This window comes from Anaerobacillus sp. 1_MG-2023, assembly GCF_030547345.1.
In the GTDB taxonomy this organism is placed as follows: domain Bacteria; phylum Bacillota; class Bacilli; order Bacillales; family Guptibacillaceae; genus Guptibacillus; species Guptibacillus hwajinpoensis_B.
The window spans coordinates 23,266-41,723 of record NZ_JAUORD010000004.1; the positions used below are offsets into that span (position 1 = coordinate 23,266).

The 18,458-nt window shown below is 40.4% G+C and carries 18 protein-coding genes and 1 other RNA gene; 2 read left to right on the forward strand and 17 right to left on the reverse strand.

Going from position 1 to position 18,458, the window contains the following annotated elements; genetic code table 11:
* Window positions 1-91: 91 nt before the first annotated feature.
* The 16 genes from greA to Q4550_RS08750 form a co-directional block, all read right to left on the reverse strand.
* On the reverse strand, window positions 92-568 hold the full coding sequence (gene greA, locus Q4550_RS08675; RefSeq protein ID WP_303531827.1) for a transcription elongation factor GreA: 477 nt from the start codon (window positions 566-568) through the stop codon (window positions 92-94).
* Window positions 569-650: 82 nt separating this feature from the next.
* Window positions 651-1,286 carry a uridine kinase gene (udk, locus tag Q4550_RS08680; RefSeq protein WP_194219448.1) on the reverse strand — a complete coding sequence of 212 codons (636 nt, stop codon included), beginning with the start codon at window positions 1,284-1,286 and terminating at the stop codon, window positions 651-653.
* A gap of 60 nt (window positions 1,287-1,346) precedes the next feature.
* Window positions 1,347-1,991, reverse strand: a complete 645-nt coding sequence (locus Q4550_RS08685) for an O-methyltransferase (protein ID WP_303531830.1) — start codon at window positions 1,989-1,991, stop codon at window positions 1,347-1,349.
* 86 nt (window positions 1,992-2,077) lie between these two features.
* Window positions 2,078-3,238 carry an endolytic transglycosylase MltG gene (mltG, locus tag Q4550_RS08690; protein ID WP_303531832.1) on the reverse strand — a complete coding sequence of 387 codons (1,161 nt, stop codon included), beginning with the start codon at window positions 3,236-3,238 and terminating at the stop codon, window positions 2,078-2,080.
* 273 nt (window positions 3,239-3,511) lie between these two features.
* Window positions 3,512-3,799 (reverse strand): DUF1292 domain-containing protein, encoded by a 288-nt coding sequence (locus Q4550_RS08695; protein ID WP_194219446.1) that lies wholly within the window; start codon window positions 3,797-3,799, stop codon window positions 3,512-3,514.
* A 12-nt stretch (window positions 3,800-3,811) separates the two neighbouring features.
* On the reverse strand, window positions 3,812-4,231 hold the full coding sequence (ruvX, locus tag Q4550_RS08700) for a Holliday junction resolvase RuvX (RefSeq protein ID WP_303531834.1): 420 nt from the start codon (window positions 4,229-4,231) through the stop codon (window positions 3,812-3,814).
* 9 nt (window positions 4,232-4,240) lie between these two features.
* The gene (locus Q4550_RS08705; RefSeq protein WP_048312684.1) at window positions 4,241-4,504 is read right to left on the reverse strand and encodes an IreB family regulatory phosphoprotein; all 264 of its coding nucleotides are present in this window, start codon (window positions 4,502-4,504) and stop codon (window positions 4,241-4,243) included.
* Window positions 4,505-4,583: 79 nt separating this feature from the next.
* Window positions 4,584-7,217: an alanine--tRNA ligase gene (gene alaS, locus Q4550_RS08710; RefSeq protein ID WP_303531839.1), complete on the reverse strand. Its 2,634-nt coding sequence runs from the start codon at window positions 7,215-7,217 to the stop codon at window positions 4,584-4,586.
* Between the two features lie 375 nt (window positions 7,218-7,592).
* Window positions 7,593-8,648, reverse strand: coding sequence for an AI-2E family transporter (locus tag Q4550_RS08715; RefSeq protein ID WP_303531842.1), 1,056 nt, complete (start codon window positions 8,646-8,648; stop codon window positions 7,593-7,595).
* A gap of 29 nt (window positions 8,649-8,677) precedes the next feature.
* Window positions 8,678-8,866: a hypothetical protein gene (locus tag Q4550_RS08720; protein WP_194219443.1), complete on the reverse strand. Its 189-nt coding sequence runs from the start codon at window positions 8,864-8,866 to the stop codon at window positions 8,678-8,680.
* 177 nt (window positions 8,867-9,043) lie between these two features.
* A complete protein-coding gene (recD2, locus tag Q4550_RS08725; protein WP_303531844.1) occupies window positions 9,044-11,314 on the reverse strand; it encodes an SF1B family DNA helicase RecD2 in 2,271 nt (756 codons plus the stop codon).
* A gap of 27 nt (window positions 11,315-11,341) precedes the next feature.
* The gene (locus tag Q4550_RS08730) at window positions 11,342-12,010 is read right to left on the reverse strand and encodes a tetratricopeptide repeat protein (protein WP_194219441.1); all 669 of its coding nucleotides are present in this window, start codon (window positions 12,008-12,010) and stop codon (window positions 11,342-11,344) included.
* Window positions 12,011-12,119: 109 nt separating this feature from the next.
* Complete coding sequence (mnmA, locus tag Q4550_RS08735) at window positions 12,120-13,235, reverse strand: tRNA 2-thiouridine(34) synthase MnmA (protein ID WP_194219440.1); 1,116 nt, start codon at window positions 13,233-13,235, stop codon at window positions 12,120-12,122.
* Between the two features lie 44 nt (window positions 13,236-13,279).
* Entirely contained in the window at window positions 13,280-14,422 is a 1,143-nt protein-coding gene (locus Q4550_RS08740) for a cysteine desulfurase family protein (RefSeq protein WP_303531849.1), read from the reverse strand.
* A gap of 37 nt (window positions 14,423-14,459) precedes the next feature.
* The gene (cymR, locus tag Q4550_RS08745; RefSeq protein ID WP_303531852.1) at window positions 14,460-14,879 is read right to left on the reverse strand and encodes a cysteine metabolism transcriptional regulator CymR; all 420 of its coding nucleotides are present in this window, start codon (window positions 14,877-14,879) and stop codon (window positions 14,460-14,462) included.
* Window positions 14,812-15,519, reverse strand: a complete 708-nt coding sequence (locus Q4550_RS08750) for a YczE/YyaS/YitT family protein (RefSeq protein ID WP_303531855.1) — start codon at window positions 15,517-15,519, stop codon at window positions 14,812-14,814. Before Q4550_RS08750 ends, cymR begins: the two co-directional genes overlap by 68 nt.
* 147 nt (window positions 15,520-15,666) lie before the next feature.
* Between Q4550_RS08750 and Q4550_RS08755 the strand changes: the two genes are divergently transcribed.
* Both Q4550_RS08755 and Q4550_RS08760 read left to right on the forward strand, forming a co-directional pair.
* A complete protein-coding gene (locus Q4550_RS08755; protein WP_303531857.1) occupies window positions 15,667-17,010 on the forward strand; it encodes an AAA family ATPase in 1,344 nt (447 codons plus the stop codon).
* A 150-nt stretch (window positions 17,011-17,160) separates the two neighbouring features.
* Window positions 17,161-17,829 carry an RsfA family transcriptional regulator gene (locus Q4550_RS08760; protein WP_303531858.1) on the forward strand — a complete coding sequence of 223 codons (669 nt, stop codon included), beginning with the start codon at window positions 17,161-17,163 and terminating at the stop codon, window positions 17,827-17,829.
* A gap of 372 nt (window positions 17,830-18,201) precedes the next feature.
* On the opposite strand, the gene ssrS is transcribed toward Q4550_RS08760, so the two are convergent.
* Window positions 18,202-18,385: non-coding RNA, 6S RNA (gene ssrS, locus Q4550_RS08765), on the reverse strand.
* Between the last annotated feature and the right edge of the window lie 73 nt (window positions 18,386-18,458).

The window sequence follows — 18,458 nt, forward strand, 5'->3', positions numbered from 1 at the left end:
TGGGACTTGCTGTTGACTTGTAACTTTAATTCAATTGATATTCCATAGAAAAAGACAGCCGGATTGGCTGTCTTTTTAAACATTGCATTTATTAGCTAACTTCTAGAATTTCAACGCGAATTTCTCCGCCTGGAGTTTGCACGTTAACCTTTTCTCCAATTTGACGGCCGAGAAGACTTCTTGCCATAGGTGAATCATTTGAAATTTTCCCTTCAAACGGATCAGCTTCAGCACTACCAACGATAATATATTCTTCTTCATCTCCATCTGGAATCTCAACAAATTTAACCCGCTTACCTATTGATACAACATTCGATGAGCTATTGTCTTCTTCAATAATTTCAGCATTACGAATCATATTTTCAACTGTTTGAATACGCGCCTCGACAAATGCCTGCTCATCTTTTGCAGCGTCATACTCAGAGTTCTCAGATAGATCTCCAAAACTACGAGCAATTTTAATTCGTTCTACTACTTCTTTTCTTTTCTCTGTTTTAAGGGAATCAAGTTCCTTTTCAAGCTTTTCTTTACCTTCTTGTGTCATGTAATACTTTTTATCCTCTGCCATTTCTTTCACTCCTTCATCAATTAAGGGCATCAATCGTAATAAACTGTATGAAAAAAAGAGGTAAATATACCTCGTTTAATCGTTATAACATGGCTTTATCTTCGAGTATCGTATGAATCTTCGTTACCATTAGGTCGATGGCTACTCTATTCTGCCCGCCTTCTGGAACAATAATATCTGCATAACGCTTTGTAGGTTCTATAAACTGAAGGTGCATGGGGCGAACAACTGAAGTATATTGCTCTACAACAGAATCAAGCGTTCTCCCTCTGTCGCGGATATCCCGAACCATTCTTCTTAAAATACGAAGATCAGCATCTGTGTCTACAAATAGCTTAATATCCATTAAATCACGGAGACGTTCATCTTCAAGAATTAGGATACCTTCCAAAATAATGACATCTTTTGGTTCGACAGGGATAATTTTATCAGATCTTGTGTGAACTGTATAGTCATAGACAGGTTTTTGAATAGGGTTATATAACATTAGTTCTTTCACATGGTCAATTAACAGGTCATTATCGAACGCTAGTGGATGGTCATAGTTTGTACCTAGTCTTTCAGGCATTGACTTTTCACTCTGATCTTTATAATAAGAATCCTGTTCAATGACTAACACTGATTGATCAGCAAACTGTTTAAATATCTCTCTTGTTACAGTGGTTTTACCTGAGCCTGAACCTCCGGCAACACCAATTACTACGGGTCTATTAACCATAATTCTTCCCCTTCTATTATAGAAAAACCGCTCGTACATATGTACGCCGGCTTTTCTTCATCATGAGTTTTTACGCTGACTAACAGCTAATCCATCCCCAATAGGATATATCGTAGTATCTAGTTCGGGATGGGATATTAAAAATTCATTATAAAGACGGAGCTTTTTTACCATTGATCTAAAGCGCTTCTCTTCGATCCTCTCTTCTGCTATCATACCTCTAAAGAGAATATTATCCGAAAACACTACTCCGCCCTTTTCTAATTGATCATAAAATTCATCAAAAAAACGCTGGTACTGACCTTTGGCCGCGTCAATGAAGAGCGCTTGATATGAACCATAGCTCTTAAGCTCATCAGCCAGCTCAAATGCATCCCCAAATAAAACGGTTATTCTATCAGAGTATCCTGCTTTTTCAATATTAGCGATCGCTTCATTATAACGAGTTTCATCTCGTTCAACAGTAAGTATAGCAGTATCTGGCAAACGCTCAGCCATACGGATTGCTGAGTAGCCAATGGCTGCACCAATTTCCAATATTCGGCCCGGTTTCAAAAAGGTCAGGAGTTGAAGCATCACATCAAGACTCGTTTGTTCCATAATTGGAACATGTTTTTCCCGTGCATATTCTTCTATCTCTTTAATTAAGTCTTCTCGATTCGGGCGTAAAGATTCCAGATATTGTTCCACATGATCGGATATCATGATCGGTCCTCCTTCATGTAACCCGAATAATTTTATCATAATCGAAAGGGGAATGGTAGTCTTACTCGCCATTCCCCATAAATTTCTTATTCTTCTTTTTCTTTCTCTTCTTTCTCTTTCTTCTTATAATACTCTGTCCACTCTTCCTTATACTTAGCAACTTTCTTATTGTGCTCTTCATTAGTCTCTGAGAACAGCGTTTCGCCACTCGGTCGAGCATAGAAATAAAGTGCTTCTGTATCGGCTGGTTCTATTGCCGCTATGATTGACGACTCACCAGGGTTGGCAATAGGGCCAATTGGCAGACCTTTTTGCTTATAAGTATTATAAGGCGACTTTGCATCAAGATCATCCTGGGTGATTTCTCCTGATTGCTCTCCTCTCGCATAAACAACCGTAGGATCTGTTTGTAAGATCATATCCTTATCAAGACGATTATAAAACACCTTCGAAATTTTTGTTCGATCAGCTTTTGCTGACGCTTCTTCTTCAATGATCGAAGCAAGTGTCATCATTTCATGGATGGAATAATCACGATCTTCAAGTTCAGAGCGATATTTTTTTAAGACGCTATCGGTTTTGTCTAACATATCTTTCACAACGACTTCCACTGAAGGTTCTTCTTCAAAATCATAAGTAGCAGGGAAGAGATAACCTTCTAACGGATGACGAATGTCTTCGTTTAAAATATCTTCTGTTAAAAACCAATATTCATTCACTAAAGCTTTCATGTATTTCTCATCATCTAATTTCTTAATAACATCTTCTTGCTTTAAGTCAAGTTCCTTCGCAATACGAGCAGCTATGTCTTCTAACCAGATTCCTTCTGGTACAGATATAGTGGCAACAGCTTCTTTCATTACTTTCCCACTCTTCATAATGGCAATAATTTCATCCATCGTCATAGAAGGTGAAAGTTCATAGTCACCTGCTTGAAAGCCGCTTTCATTCTTATATTTCACGTAATAACGGAAAGCTGTGCCATCTTTAATGATGCCTTCTTCTTCCAGTTTAGCTCCAATCGAAGATGTTGAAGATCCAATTGGAATAGTCACAGCTGCTTTTTCTTTGCTATCAGAATCAACTGGTTCGAGTATGTTTTTTATGTAGAAGTAACCACCTGTTATAACGGCAGCCACCGTTATGGTTAAAAGCAGTAAAATGATAAACACTATTTTTCTTACCGTTTGATTCTCGGTCTGGCGCTTCATAAGCTTCTCTTTATACAAGTCCTTAAAATCAGACACCGCCGTGGCCCCCTTTCATTCTTCATCTATTATACTATATGTCGACATATTGTCGGCAAGGATGCCAACGTTCGCCAAAAATTATCCATTATGTATTATACAAGGTTATTTGAAAGGTTTGTAGTCATTTCCAAAAAACAGTAAGAAGATTCTTTGCCCTAAGGTATCCAAACACATAAGAAATCTTACTCAAACCGATCGTGACACAGTAATTCTAAACGTATAATCAAGAAAAAAAGCTGCCGATTTTCACCGGCAGCTTTTGATTGAAATTTACTCGCTATCTTCTTCTTCTTCAGAGAAAGTGTTGAGCATTTCCTCGACCATTTCCCATTCCTTATCTGATTCAATAGGGAAAAGCTTATAGTCTCGCTCTTCATTGTCCTCTTCTTCATAGCGGAAAGCATAAACTTCCACTTCCTCTTCACTATCAGCTTGATCAGCAGGAACTACAGTCATATAAGATTGACCGTTCTCAGCTACATCAAATGTAAAGAGAACTTCAAATAGATGCTCGTCTCCATTTTCATCTGGAATGATAATACGTTCTTTTTCCTCCATGTTTTCACCTCATTAATTTTGCTTGCTGTCTAAGTATCCTTGCAGAATCATAACAGCAGCCATTTTGTCGATCACTTTCTTACGCTTCTTACGACTCACATCAGCACTAATCAGCATGCGTTCTGCAGCGACGGTTGTTAGTCTTTCATCCCACATGTCAACTGGAATATTAGTCGTTGTCTGAATAAGTTCTCCAAATGCCTGGCAGGCTTCGCCACTCGGACCAATTGAGCCATTCATGTTTTTAGGAAGTCCAACGACAATCTTGCTGACATCATTCCCATTAATGATTTCCATTAAACGATCAGGAATCACATCCTGCGCTTCTGGGTTACGTTTCACGGTTTCTAATCCCTGTGCCGTCCATCCCATCGCATCGCTTAGCGCTACGCCGATTGTTTTTGTACCGACATCCAATCCAAGTGTTTTCATGCTGTCTCCTTATCCCTGATGATGAGTAAGATACGATTTCACAAGCTCTTCAATTAATTCGTCTCTTTCAAGCTTACGAATTAAGCTTCTCGCATCATTGTGTCTCGGAATGTAAGCCGGATCCCCAGAAAGGAGGTAACCCACGATCTGGTTAATCGGATTATAGCCCTTTTCTTGAAGAGCACTATAGACGGTGAGTAACACTTCCTGGACATCATGATTATATGCGTCGTCTGGAAAATTAAATTTCATTGTTTTGTCCATCGAACTCATTCCTTACACCTCTTTCTCCGATCCCCATCTAGAATCGTAACTAGTCAACTAATTCTTATTGTACACTACTAAAACCAAATTAGGAAATGGATTTCACCCAATCTGTTGTGTAAGCAAGAGCATCATCCAGTTTCTCTGGATTTTTGCCACCTGCCTGCGCCATATCCGGTCGGCCACCGCCACCGCCACCACAGCGAGTAGCAAGCTCTTTAATCAATTTCCCTGCATGATACCCCTCTTTTACGAGGTCATCTGTAATTCCAGCAGCTAACTGAACCTTCCCGTCTGCCCCGCTACCAAGTACAACAATGACACTGCCAATCTGCGCCTTCAGATCATCGACAATACTACGAAGGTTATTCATATCTGTATCGATGCGTTTAGCAACTACTTTCACACCGTCTACTTCTTGAACATCTCCTGCCATCTGTTTTGCCTCAACATTTGCAAGTTTTGACGTCAATGAGTCATTTTGGCGTTGTAATTCACGAATCTGACCAAGTAGTGCTTCTGTTCTTGATGGAACATCCTTCACATTTGATTTTAACAAGTCAGCCGTATTTTTCAAAATTGATACTTGTTGATTTAGAACCTGGTAAGCTCCTTCGCTTGTCACAGCTTCAATACGACGCGTTCCTGCACCAATGCCTGATTCAGAAAGAATTTTAAACAATCCAATTTCTGCTGTATTTTGAACGTGTGTACCTCCACATAGTTCAAGACTATAATCACCAACACGTACAACGCGAACAGAATCTCCATACTTTTCACCAAACAATGCCATAGCTCCCATTGCTTTAGCTTCGTCAATAGGCTTTACCATCGTATTCACTGGAATATTAGCCCAAATTTGATCATTCACTTGTTTTTCAATCTCTTCAAGCTCTTCAGATGTAATCTGTCCAAAGTGAGAGAAGTCAAAGCGAAGTCGCTCTGAACCAACGAGTGAACCAGCCTGGTTTACATGCTCACCAAGAACATCTTTTAAAGCCTGATGAAGCAAGTGAGTTGCCGTATGATTCTTTACAATTGCAGAACGGTTCGAACGATTGATTTCAGCTGTTATTTTTGCTCCAGTTTTTATCGTTCCAGATTCTACAACCGCCGTATGGACGTGTTGGCCATTTGGCGCTTTTTGTACATCTGTTACGCGAAGTTGAACATCTTCACCACGAATGATACCAGGATCTGCAACTTGCCCGCCGCTTTCAGCATAGAAAGGCGTGCTTTGGAGAATAACCTGGATTTCGTCGCCTTCTGACGCTACCTCAGTTAGCTCTTTATCTTTTATGATTGCGACTACTTCTGTATCAACAGACCGCTCTTCATAACCGACAAAATCGCTTTCGACTGAAATGTCGCCAAGCGCGCCACCTTGAACCTGCATGGAACCTACATCCTGACGAGCATCTCTAGCACGTTTACGCTGCATTCCCATTTCCTGTTCGAAACCTGTACGATCAATTTCCATGCCTTCTTCTTCAGCATATTCCTCCGTTAATTCCACAGGGAAACCGTACGTATCGTAAAGTCGAAACACATCGCTACCAGAGATGACATGATTACCAGCTTCTTTTTCTTTCTTCATAATGTCTGAAAGAATTGAGAGTCCTTCATTTAATGTTTCATAGAAGCGGTCTTCTTCATTCTTAATTACTTTTTGGATGAATTCCTTCTTCGCATTAACTTCAGGATAGAATTCAACCATGATGTCCCCAACGACTGGTACAAGTTCATACATGAATGGACGGTTAATACCAATTTGCTTAGCGAACCGAACTGCTCTTCTAAGTAATCTTCTTAGTACATATCCGCGACCTTCGTTCGATGGAAGGGCACCGTCACCAATGGCAAATGTAACTGTTCGAATATGATCAGCGACTACCTTAAATGCTGTATCTCCCTCTCTGGAATCTCCATAGTTCACTTCTGCCATTCGCTCTGTTTCACGAATGGTTGGCATAAAGAGGTCTGTATCATAGTTTGTTTTTGCATCCTGAATAACCGATACCATTCGTTCAAGTCCCATGCCCGTATCAATATTCTTCTTAGGTAATGGTGTATAAGTACCATCAGGGTTATGATTAAATTGGGAGAAAACAAGGTTCCAGATTTCAAGATAACGCTCATTCTCTCCACCAGGATAAAGTTCTTCTTTAGGGTCTTCGAAACCATACTCTTCTCCACGATCATAGAAAACTTCCGTATTAGGTCCACTTGGCCCTTCTCCGATATCCCAGAAGTTACCCTCTAGACGGATGATACGCTCTTCTGGAAGTCCAATTTTCTCTTTCCAAATGGTAAATGCTTCATCATCTTCCGGATGAATTGTGACAGATAATTTATCAGCATCAAAGCCAATCCAATTCTGACTAGTTAGGAATTCCCATCCCCACTCAATAGCTTCTTCTTTAAAATAATCTCCGATAGAGAAGTTCCCAAGCATTTCAAAGAACGTATGATGGCGTGCTGTTTTGCCTACATTCTCAATATCGTTTGTACGAATTGATTTTTGAGCATTTACAATTCTTGGGTTATCAGGTGTTACGCGACCGTCAAAATATTTTTTAAGCGTAGCTACACCACTATTGATCCATAGTAAAGTTGGATCTTCATGTGGAACGAGAGATGCACTTGGTTCCACCGAATGACTTTTTTCTTTAAAGAAATCGATAAACATTTGTCTTACATCTGCTGATGATAAGTTCTTCATACTAATTATCCTCCTTTAGTTACTCAGTAATGGATTTTGGTGGTGGTGTTTTTTGAACGCAAAAAAACTCTCACCCCTGAATAAATCAGGGACGAGAGTTTTGTTTAAATGCTCACGCGGTACCACCCTGGTTATAGACAAAACTGTCTATCACCTCAAGCGACCGTAACGAGGTCGAGACGGCGGGGATTAACCCGCACTCAGGATTAGCTTTCTGCTGATCTTATTCTTAAAGCTCTTACAGCCAGGGAGCTTCTCTCTAACGAATACAGGTCGTATTCAAGAATAGGGGTCAACATACTCGTTCCGTCAATGTGTTTAATTCTTAATCTCTGGGATTATTATAGTCAGAGCAGCATTCGTTTGTCAATCGCTTCATTCATCTTCGTTTCGATAGAGAAAAAGTGCTTTCAGAACCGCAAGAGCAGGTACTGCAAGAATTAGTCCGATTACGCCAGCAATCTCTCCCCCTGCAAGAAGTCCAAAAATTATGATGACCGGGTGAATGTGCAGACTTTTCCCAACAATATAGGGCGATAAAATATTACTTTCAATAAACTGTAGAACCACAATAACGATAATCGTAATGATCGTCATTTTAACTGAAACGGTCGATGCAATTAATAGTGCTGGAGCCGCGCCAAGAAAAGGTCCAAAGTATGGGATAATATCCGTTATACCAACAATAATCCCCAGTAGAATCGCATATGGAAGCTTAATCAACCAGAATCCCAGTGCCGCAAGAACACCTAACACCGAAATCACAAAAAATTGACCTCGAATATAATTACCAAGCGATTCATCTATTCGGATGAGTAGGTTCTTTCCGCGTGCTCTCCACTTAGGTGGCGTTATTCTCCATGCTGTTTTTTTAAACGTCTCAAAATCCTTCAATAAATAGAACACGATGAAAGGAATAATCATAATGACAAAAAAAGAACTAAGTAACTTCTTTGCTAATTCAACCGCCAATGTCAATGTATTGTTAACAGCATCTTCAACATCCTGAAAAGTTTGATCAACCTTTCCTTGTAAAGCAGGAGGTAAATTTGAAGTGAAGTCATATGTATGATGCACAGCATCCCGATACATATCAATGAACATTGGAACGTTCTCCATTAACTCCTGTGACTGTTTCACAATATGAGGAAGCCCCTTAAAAATCGCATAGCCAGTACCTCCAAAAAACAGAACATAGATTAAAAGTACAGCTATCCCTCTTGGCAAACCTTCTTTATGAATTTTCTCTACAATGGGATGAAGCAAATAAGTTATAAGAGAAGCAATTAAAAATGGAACAATTAAAACAGTTAACACATCGATGATCGGATCCCAAATGGGAGAAAGCTTCAGCAATAAATAAATGCATAAAAAAACTAGCAGAAGGGTCGTTAAATAAATGATCCAGTTCAGGTTCCATTCACGCTTCACTGTCAATCCCTCCTGCTAGCAAATACCATCTACAACTCAACTCGCATATCATAGTCTTCAAATAAGTCATCCAGGGATGTTAGCGATCCGTCCTCTTCCACCTGGTGTAAGGAAAGAACTCCTTTAATAATCGACATTTCCACAAAACAGTTCCAACAATAGAATTGATTCGCCCCGATTTTCCCTATATTTTTACTTTTACAATTTGGACATTCCATCTCCATATGCCTCCTAATCCAGCTATTTAAGAAGATATACACCATCCTGTCCAGATTGAAGTCATTCTATACGGCATTTGTAAAGTAATCGTTTCTTTTCAACAGAGGCTCATGTTCATAAGGCGTGAATTACCTAGTAAAGCTGAATAGAAAGAAGCCAGAGATTTTCTCTGGCTTCTACATCGACTCTTCAATTGTCGTTTGTTCCCCGATCATTTCTTGCAATTTCTCCGTTAATTGCGTGTTTCGGACCTGATCATCTTCTGTTTGGATAGCTAGTTTAATGGCCTCTTCTTCTCCACATAAAATCAAGTAATCCTTACTTCTTGTAACGGCTGTATAAAGAAGATTTTTTCGTAGCATCCGATAATACCCTCTTACAATAGGAAGAACAACAATTGGAAACTCACTACCCTGGGATTTATGAATGGAGCAGCAGTAGGCATGTGTTAATTGATTAAAGTCAGGCCTGTCATAAACTACTTCTTGTCCATCAAATGAAACAACAAGCTGATCCTGCTTTTCAATATTTTCTTTCGCAAAAAATACAGAAACAACTTCGCCCATATCACCATTGTAGACATTGTCTTCAGGATTGTTTACAAGTTGAAGAACTTTATCACCGACTCGATAAACGAGATCTCCATGTAAAAGCTCTCTTCGCTGCTCCGTTGCAGGATTAAACAGCTTTTGAAGCTCCTGATTTAGCAGATCCACTCCTGCCGACCCTCGATACATTGGAGCTAGAACTTGAATATCCCGAGGAGAGTATCCTTTCTTTAATGCATTGCCACACACTTGCGAGACAACCTCAATAATCTGTGCTTGGGAACAAGGAAAGAACCTCCGATCAGGCGTCGGTTTCCGAAACTCTTCTGGAAGCTCTCCTTCTTTAATAGAGTGCGCGAGATCAATAATCGAAGAGCCTTCAGCTTGTCGATAAATGGCCGTCAGTTTACTAACGGGAACTGCATTTGAATCGATCATATCCTTGAGCACCTGTCCTGGTCCTACTGAAGGAAGTTGGTCTTCATCACCAACAACAATCACTTGAATTTGAGTTGGTAAGGATTTAAATAATTGATTGGCAAGCCACACGTCAACCATGGATACTTCGTCGACAATTAACAACCTGCCTTCAATCGGATTATTCTCATCATGCTCAAATCCCGCCTCACCTTTCCACCCAAGTAATCTATGTATCGTAAAAGCCGGTAGTCCTGTTGCTTCACTCATCCGTTTCGCTGCTCTTCCTGTTGGTGCTACAAGTAGCACTGGAAACGGTTTATCCTTTGAGTAATCTTTCGGTTCAAGTGAAAGTCCATTTAACTCAGCATAGAGCTCTACAATCCCTTTAATAACCGTCGTTTTCCCCGTACCTGGTCCGCCAGTTAAAATCATAAACGGAGAAGCAATTGCTTTTTGTACCGCTTCACGCTGTGACGGAGCGTATTGAATACCAAGTCGTTCTTCAAGGTCTCCTAGAGCGCGATAGAATTCAGATTCCGGAAATGAGTCAGCATACTCCGTTTGTGACATCACATTATTTAATCCAGTCACAAGACCTTTTTCAGCATAGTAAAGTGAATGTAAATAGATTCTCTCTCGATCAAGAATCAATTTATCACTCTCGTAAAGAGAGATCAGTTCCCTTGAAATATCTGCTTCATCAAGCTTATCACCTAGTAACCCATTCACAGATTGAATCAATGCATCGTACTCAAGATACACATGTCCCTCCTGTAACGTTTGTTCATTTAACGTATGAAGACATGCTGCCCGAATGCGATCAGGATGCTTTCCTTCAATACCAATCGATCTCCCTAAATCATCCGCACGTCGAAAACCAATACCTTCCACATCTTGAATAAGCTGATATGGATTTTTCTCAACAATCTCGAGCGTTTCTTGCTTATAGGCTTTAAAAATTTTCATCGATAGTCTCGGTCCAAATCCTAACTCAGTTAATCGAATCATAATTTGGTCAAGCCCCTGATGCTCCATTAGAGAATCATATAGTCCCTTTGCTTTTTCTTCAGATAGCTTTGGAACCTTACTTAATATTGATGGATCACGCATAATTTTAGCTATGGCGCGCTCACCTAACACATCAACAATCGATTCAGCTGTCTTTTCACCAATTCCATGGAATAAATCACTAGATAAGTATTGGATAAGCCCTGGCTTTGATTCAGGCATCTGTCTCTCAAATGATTCAACAGCATACTGTTTCCCATAACGGGGATGATCCGTAAAGCGTCCGTAAAATACATACGTCTCATCTTCAAGAAGTCGAGGAATCATTCCATTCACGACGACTTCTTTCTCATCATAAGGTTCGTTCGTTTCAGAAATCCGAAGTCTTGCCACTCCATACAAACTATCTTCATTAAAAAAAATCATTTGAATGGGTCTTCCTTTGATATACCCTTTTTGTGGCTGATCCATAAGATCTTCTCTCCAATAACTTAAAATTTAATTGTTATTGTTCATCGCTTGTTCCATTTGTTTCTTCCCGTTTCCTGCTAAGAGATGATCTGGTTGGATAGCGAGTGCACGATCAAAACAGCTTATTGCTTTCGTCAAATTTTCTTGATAAGCATAGCTCACACCTAAATTAAACCACGCATCGGCATGATCCGGATCCTCTTCAACGACTCTCTCAAACTGAGGAAGCGCTACATCGATTGCCCCATCTTGCGCGAGACAAAGTGCATACTGAAAACGCGCTTCCGTATCTTCCTCATTGAGCTCAACAGCTCTCTGGAAGAAAGGTAATGCTAATCGAAGTGCATCCTGCATCATAAAGCACTGACCAATCATAAAGTGAACATCACTTTGGTCAAGCCCCTGCTGGATTGCTTTCTGGTACATGTCTGCAGCGTCTTTATACTGCTCTAGTTCAAAGAATGCGTTTCCTGCGCCATAATAAGCAGTCCCCTGCGTTTCATCCAAATCAATCGCTTTTTCAAAATATGCGACAGCCTGCTTAATTTCTCCTGCCTGTGCGAGGAGATTTCCAATATTCGTATAAGCAACTGGATCTTTAGGATTCTCTTCTATTGCTTCATAAAGTAGCGTTACAGCTTTTTCTAATTGTCCATTATTCATTGCTTCAATCGCTTGTTCATTTTTATTACTCATTTTAAAAAACTCCTTATTTCTTTAACTTAATCTCTAGTTTAGCATAAGTTAGCGGCGGTTTCTCCACCTCAAAAAACAGCCTCATTTCATTTCGAAATGAGGCTAATTGTTAAACGTATGTTAGTTCGCTTGCATTCTTAAATACTTGATCAATCGTTGCTCCGCCGAGACACTCATCACCGTTATAGAAGACAACGGCTTGTCCAGGTGTAATAGCGCGTACTGGTTCATCAAATGTTACTTTCAAGCGATCATCATCCAGCTTTTCCACCGTAACGCCTGAATCTTTTTGACGATAGCGGAATTTCGCTGTGCAAGAGATATGCTCTTCTATCGGAAGATTCGAAACCCAGCTTGAATTCACTGCAATAAGGGAATCAGAGTATAAGAGGTCATTATGGAAACCCTGGTCAACATAAAGAACATTATCGTCAAGATTCTTACCTACCACGAACCACGGTTCACCGTCGCCACCAATTCCAAGGCCATGACGCTGACCAATTGTATAATACATCAATCCATCATGTTGTCCTTTTTCTTCTCCACCAAGCGTCATCATTTTGCCTGGTTGAGCAGGAAGATATTGTCCAAGAAATTCTTTGAAATTACGCTCGCCGATAAAGCAAATTCCTGTGCTATCCTTTTTCTTCGCTGTAGCAAGACCCGCTTCTTCCGCAATCTCTCGAACTTTTTTCTTCTCGATGCCTCCAAGTGGGAACATTACTTTAGAAAGTTGCTCTTGCGTGAGCTGATTCAAAAAGTAAGTTTGATCTTTATTGTCGTCTACACCACGAAGCATTTTGACTTCTCCGTCGCGTTCGACCACTTGCGCATAGTGCCCTGTCGCAAGGTAATCTGCTCCAAGCGTTAGTGCATGTTCAAGAAATGCTTTGAATTTAATTTCTTTGTTGCACATAACGTCAGGATTTGGTGTACGTCCACCTTTATATTCATCTAGGAAATAAGTAAACACTTTATCCCAGTATTGCTTCTCGAAGTTGACTGCGTAGTACGGAATGCCGATCTGGTTGCATACACGAATAACATCATCGTAATCTTCTGTTGCTGTGCATACCCCGTTTTCGTCGGTGTCGTCCCAGTTTTTCATGAAAATGCCGATCACGTCATAGCCTTGTTCTTTCAACATTAATGCAGCTACTGATGAATCAACACCTCCGGACATTCCAACCACGACTCGTATATCTTCATTCTTACGTGCTGCCATGGTTGCACCTCCTCTTCTTTAACACAAATTGTGTCCTGACTATTTTATAACTTCTTCAAACGATTGACAATCTTAACGACTTCACTCGCAGCTTTTGTGGCATCTTCAATTGCATTTCCATATCCAAAGCTAAAACGAATGGCCGTTTGTGTTCTCTCATTATCACCAAACATCGCTGTCAACACATGTGAAGGTTCATGCGATCCAGCCGTACAGGCCGAACCACTCGATACTGCAATACCTGCAAGATCTAGATTCATTAACATCGGTTCCACTTTTGCATCTAAAAAACTAACATTTAATACATGTGGAAGGATATGATCCTGATCACCGTTGATACGATAAGGAATGGATGCTTCTTCAAAAATTCCTAGCATCACTTGCTTCATATTCTGATAAAGCTCCACTTTCGCTTCTCGATCAATCCGCATTAATTCAGCTGCCTTCTCCATTCCTACAATGCCAGCAACGTTCTCTGTGCCTGCTCGTCGTTTTCTCTCCTGTTCACCGCCAAATGAATGAGGCAACAGCTTTGTCCCATCCTTAACATAAAGAAAGCCAACGCCCTTTGGCCCGTTGATTTTATGTGCTGAAACAGAAAGAAGATCTACGCCAAGTTGCTTTACATCAAGATCGATTAAGCCATACGCTTGGACGGCATCGGTATGAAACAGAATATCAGAATTGTTTGCCAACTTGGCGATCTCTGCAATTGGCTGTACTGTCCCAACCTCGTTATTACCATACATAACTGTTATTAAGATTGTCTCTGGCCGAATCGCCTTTTCTAGATCATCTATAGAAATTCTACCATTCTCATCCACAGGTAAGTACGTTACGTCAAATCCTTCTTTTTCAAGTACTTTACAAGCATTCAGTGCAGCATGATGCTCAATTACTGTTGTGATAATATGGTTTCCTTTAGCAAGGTTTCCTTTAGCAGCTCCTACAATTGCAAGATTATCTGCTTCTGTACCCCCACTTGTGAAAATAATTTCATTAGCTCTAGCATGAATACTGCTCGCAAGATTATTTCTCGCTTCATCAAGTGCATGACGTGACTTACGGCCAAACTGATGAATACTTGAAGGATTACCAAAATCACTTTTTAGTGATGAAACCATCGCATCAATAACATCGGGATGGACCGGAGAGGTCGCAGCATGATCCATATAAATTGCACTCATTATTAGTCACCTCTTACTACCAGCAGTGAGCCGGCTACTAAATATAAAACATATAACTATCTTGTTCTCCTTCACCTTCATAGGTAGCAAGATCTTCTAGCGTTGTAGAATCGAGAACATTTTTCACAGCGTCTCGTATTTTTAACCACAGATCTCGTTTAGCAGGTTCTTCATCGTCCATAACTTCAACAGGACTAATGGGTCCTTCTAGAACACGTATGATATCTCCCGCTGTAATTGAACTTGCTTCTTGCGCTAGAATATAACCACCATATGCCCCTCTAACACTCTTAACAAGACCAGCATTTCTTAATGGAGCAACTAGCTGTTCAAGGTAATGCTCTGATAAATCTTTGCTTCTAGCAATGGATTTTAAAGAGATCGGACCATCACCGTGCTTTTTTGCTAACTCCATCATAATTGTTAATCCGTATCTTCCTTTTGTTGATATCTTCAAATCTGCCACCTCTTTCTATCAATCGAGCCACAAGTTTTTTGCACTGTGGCAATGAATAACCCACAATTGGCCCTATGGTAATACAAAACAAAAGTGTTCCCACATGAATAGGACCATTCAAAAGCCATCCAAGAGAAAGGACAACTATTTCCATAGTAAGTCGGATATGTTGTACCTTCCACCCCGTTCGTTCTGTTAATACAAGCATTAAACTATCTCTTGGACCTGCTCCACGATCTGCTGCAATATAAAGACCGATGCCGTACCCCATGATCAGAATACCACTAACAAGCATAACCAATTTACCTATCAAATGATCCGGAGTTTTTAAAAAAGGAACCCATAAATAAATATCGATAAACACACCTACAAGCAGCATGTTTAGAAAAGCACCTAATTTTGGCCAGGTTCGATCTAATAATGAAGTCGAGCCAATAATCAGAAAACCAATTAGAATTGACCATGTGCCAATTGTTAATCCAAACTGCTGATACAGTCCGATATGGAAGACATCCCATGGCGCGCTACCGAATTCAGCTTTAATCATCAGAGAAATGCCAAAAGCCATAACCAAAAGACCTAATATAAATATTCCCCAGCTCATCCAGAACCATGGTATGCCTTTGTTATCTGGTTTCATCTCATCCCTCTTAACTCAATCTTCTCTCATCTATATAGCCATTGATTCTGTTAGTAAACCTTCGCTATTATAGCACGAACCGGTTTTTCTTGCATTTCCAAAACCCGTATAGTATGTTTCAACTAACTATGAAAGGACGGGTGTTCTATGGATTTATTTGATTACCCAAAAGAAAACAACAATACTTCTTCTGGACCTCTCGCTAGCAGAATGCGACCTAGATCCATTGAAGAATTTATCGGCCAAGACCATATTATTGGTGATGGCAAATTATTGAGAAGAGCCATCCAAGCTGATCAACTTACTCCAATGATTTTTTTCGGTCCACCAGGAACCGGTAAAACAACACTTGCACGTATTATAGCCAACACTACATCTGCTCATTTCGAACAGTTAAATGCTGTTACTTCAGGAGTAGCTGACATTAGAAGACTGACGGCTGAAGCAAAAGATCGCTTAAAGCTTGATGATCAAAAAACGGTGCTCTTTATAGATGAAATCCATCGCTTTAATAAATCACAGCAGGATGCACTTCTTCCTTTTGTTGAAGATGGAACGATCGTGTTAATCGGAGCAACAACAGAAAGCCCAATGTTTGAAATTAATGCGGCTCTTCTTTCTCGTTCAAGATTATTTCGATTTGAACATCTTAATGAAACAACTATTAAAAACATTCTTTATCAGGCGATTAACGACAAGGATCGCGGCTTTGGAAAGTACGATGTTGAAATCGAGGATGAAGCCATTGAGCATCTCATAGACGTTTCTAATGGAGACGCTAGAACAGCTCTAAACGCGTTAGAACTCGCCATCCTTACAACGACTCCAAATAAAGATGGAAAACTTGTAATTAGTCTTGCAATTGCAGAAGAATCCATCCAGCAACGCGTGCTTCAATATGACAAGGATAGCGATAATCACTACGATACCGTTTCAGCCTTTATTAAAAGTATACGAGGATCTGATCCAGACGCTACGCTTTACTGGTTAGCAAAAATGATCTATGCAGGTGAAGATCCTAGATTTATCGCGAGACGCCTTTATGTCCATGCAGCTGAGGACGTCGGATTAGCCGACCCAAACGCACTTCTAATTGCCCATGCGGCCAGCTATGCGGTCGAATTTATTGGTATGCCGGAAGCTAGAATTCCACTAGCCGAAGCAGCGTTATATCTTGCTACCGCTCCAAAAAGCAATGGGGTGATTTCAGGTATAGATGCTGCACTTGCAGCAGTAAAAAAAGAAAAAAACGGAACAGTTCCTATTCATTTACGTGACTCACACTACAAAGGGGCTTCAGAACTAGGGCATGGGATTGACTACAAATTCCCGCATGACTATCCAGGAGGATATGTCCCTCAACAGTACCTTCCTGATCACATGGTCAGAAAAACGTTCTATAAACCTACTGAGCGCGGGCACGAAAGAACGATCCAAAAGAGACTTGATTATTTCGCTGAACGCATCAAATCCGATAGCAAGAAATCTTAACAGCAGGGCTTATACTCTGCTGTTTTTTCTATTCACTCTTGCAATCTACCTCAAATTTACAAGACTTCTGTATAAATTCTTCCATACTGGCAAAGCTATGATTACTTTCAAAACGCAAAAATGTTAATCACATAAAGGAGCTGGATGAAAATGAAAGTAAGACAAGATGCCTGGTCTCATGAAGATGATTTATTGCTTGCCGAAACAGTGCTGCGGCATGTAAGAGAAGGCAGTACGCAATTAAAGGCCTTTGATGAAGTTGGTGATCGACTAAGTCGTACATCAGCAGCTGTCGGATTCCGCTGGAATGCCATTGTCCGCGAAAGATACGAGCAGGCCTTAAAGCTAGCGAAAAAACAGCGAAAAGAAATGAAACGAGCCGAACGAAGGCAGCCTGAATACACAAATAAAGAAACACATACGACTGTTTCCACCCAAGAACAACCAATCTCACAACCATTAATTGAAACTTCAATACCATACACCGAACCGGTACAAATGAAAAAAGAAATGACTATGAGAGAAGTAATCTCATTCTTATCAAACTTAGAACAATCCGCTTCCTCAACAAACAGGCTTAGAACAAATGTCGAGAAACTAGAATCAGAGAATCAACACCTAAAAGAAGAAAACACCCTTCTTCAACAAAAAATCAAAACACTCGAGAACGAACAACAAATCATGAAAGAAGATTACCAATCCCTCATCCAAATCATGGACCGGGCCAGAAGAATGGTCGTCCTAAACGACAACGAAGACCACAACGTCCCAACATTCAAAATGGATAAGAATGGGAACCTAGAAAAAGTCGCAAGGTGAAAACGAAAAGCGGAAGCGCCCGTTTAGCCTCGACAAGCGCTGGAACCCTCTAAAAAGAACACGCTCTTTGTGTTCATTTTAGAGGGTGAAGCGATCGAGAGGCTGGGCGCTGCAGCTAGACACCAAAAGCAGAAGTGGGCGTTTAGACACGACAGGCACTGGAGCCTTTTCATTTGAACACGGTCTTTGTGTTCGTATGAAAAGGTGAAGTGACCGAGAGTCTGCCCACTGCAGCTGGACAAAAAAAGCGGAGACGAGCGTTTAGAAACAAAGATATAAGCACTCTTGAACTAGAACACTTAATAAACCATTCAAACAGAAAAAGCATCCGTTCGAAATGAACGGATGCTTTATTAATTGTCATAAAAATAGAAGAGCCCCAACTGTGCCGTCCTTTCCATAATCGTTGAACCTGCATTGGCAGGTGGGTGCCTTATCCCATTCTCCGTAAGTCCTCAGCTACCGAGGCATGTACTTTGAATGGAAAGAGTCAGGCTCCCGTTGTAAAAGTGTTGGCTCAAATTATTATGGAAGTAAACGAACACTTCAGGACTCTTCGTTAACTTGTAATTGAATTATAGCAGACCTTCAAACCGATTTCAATCATCAGGTATTAGGTCCTTTTTATT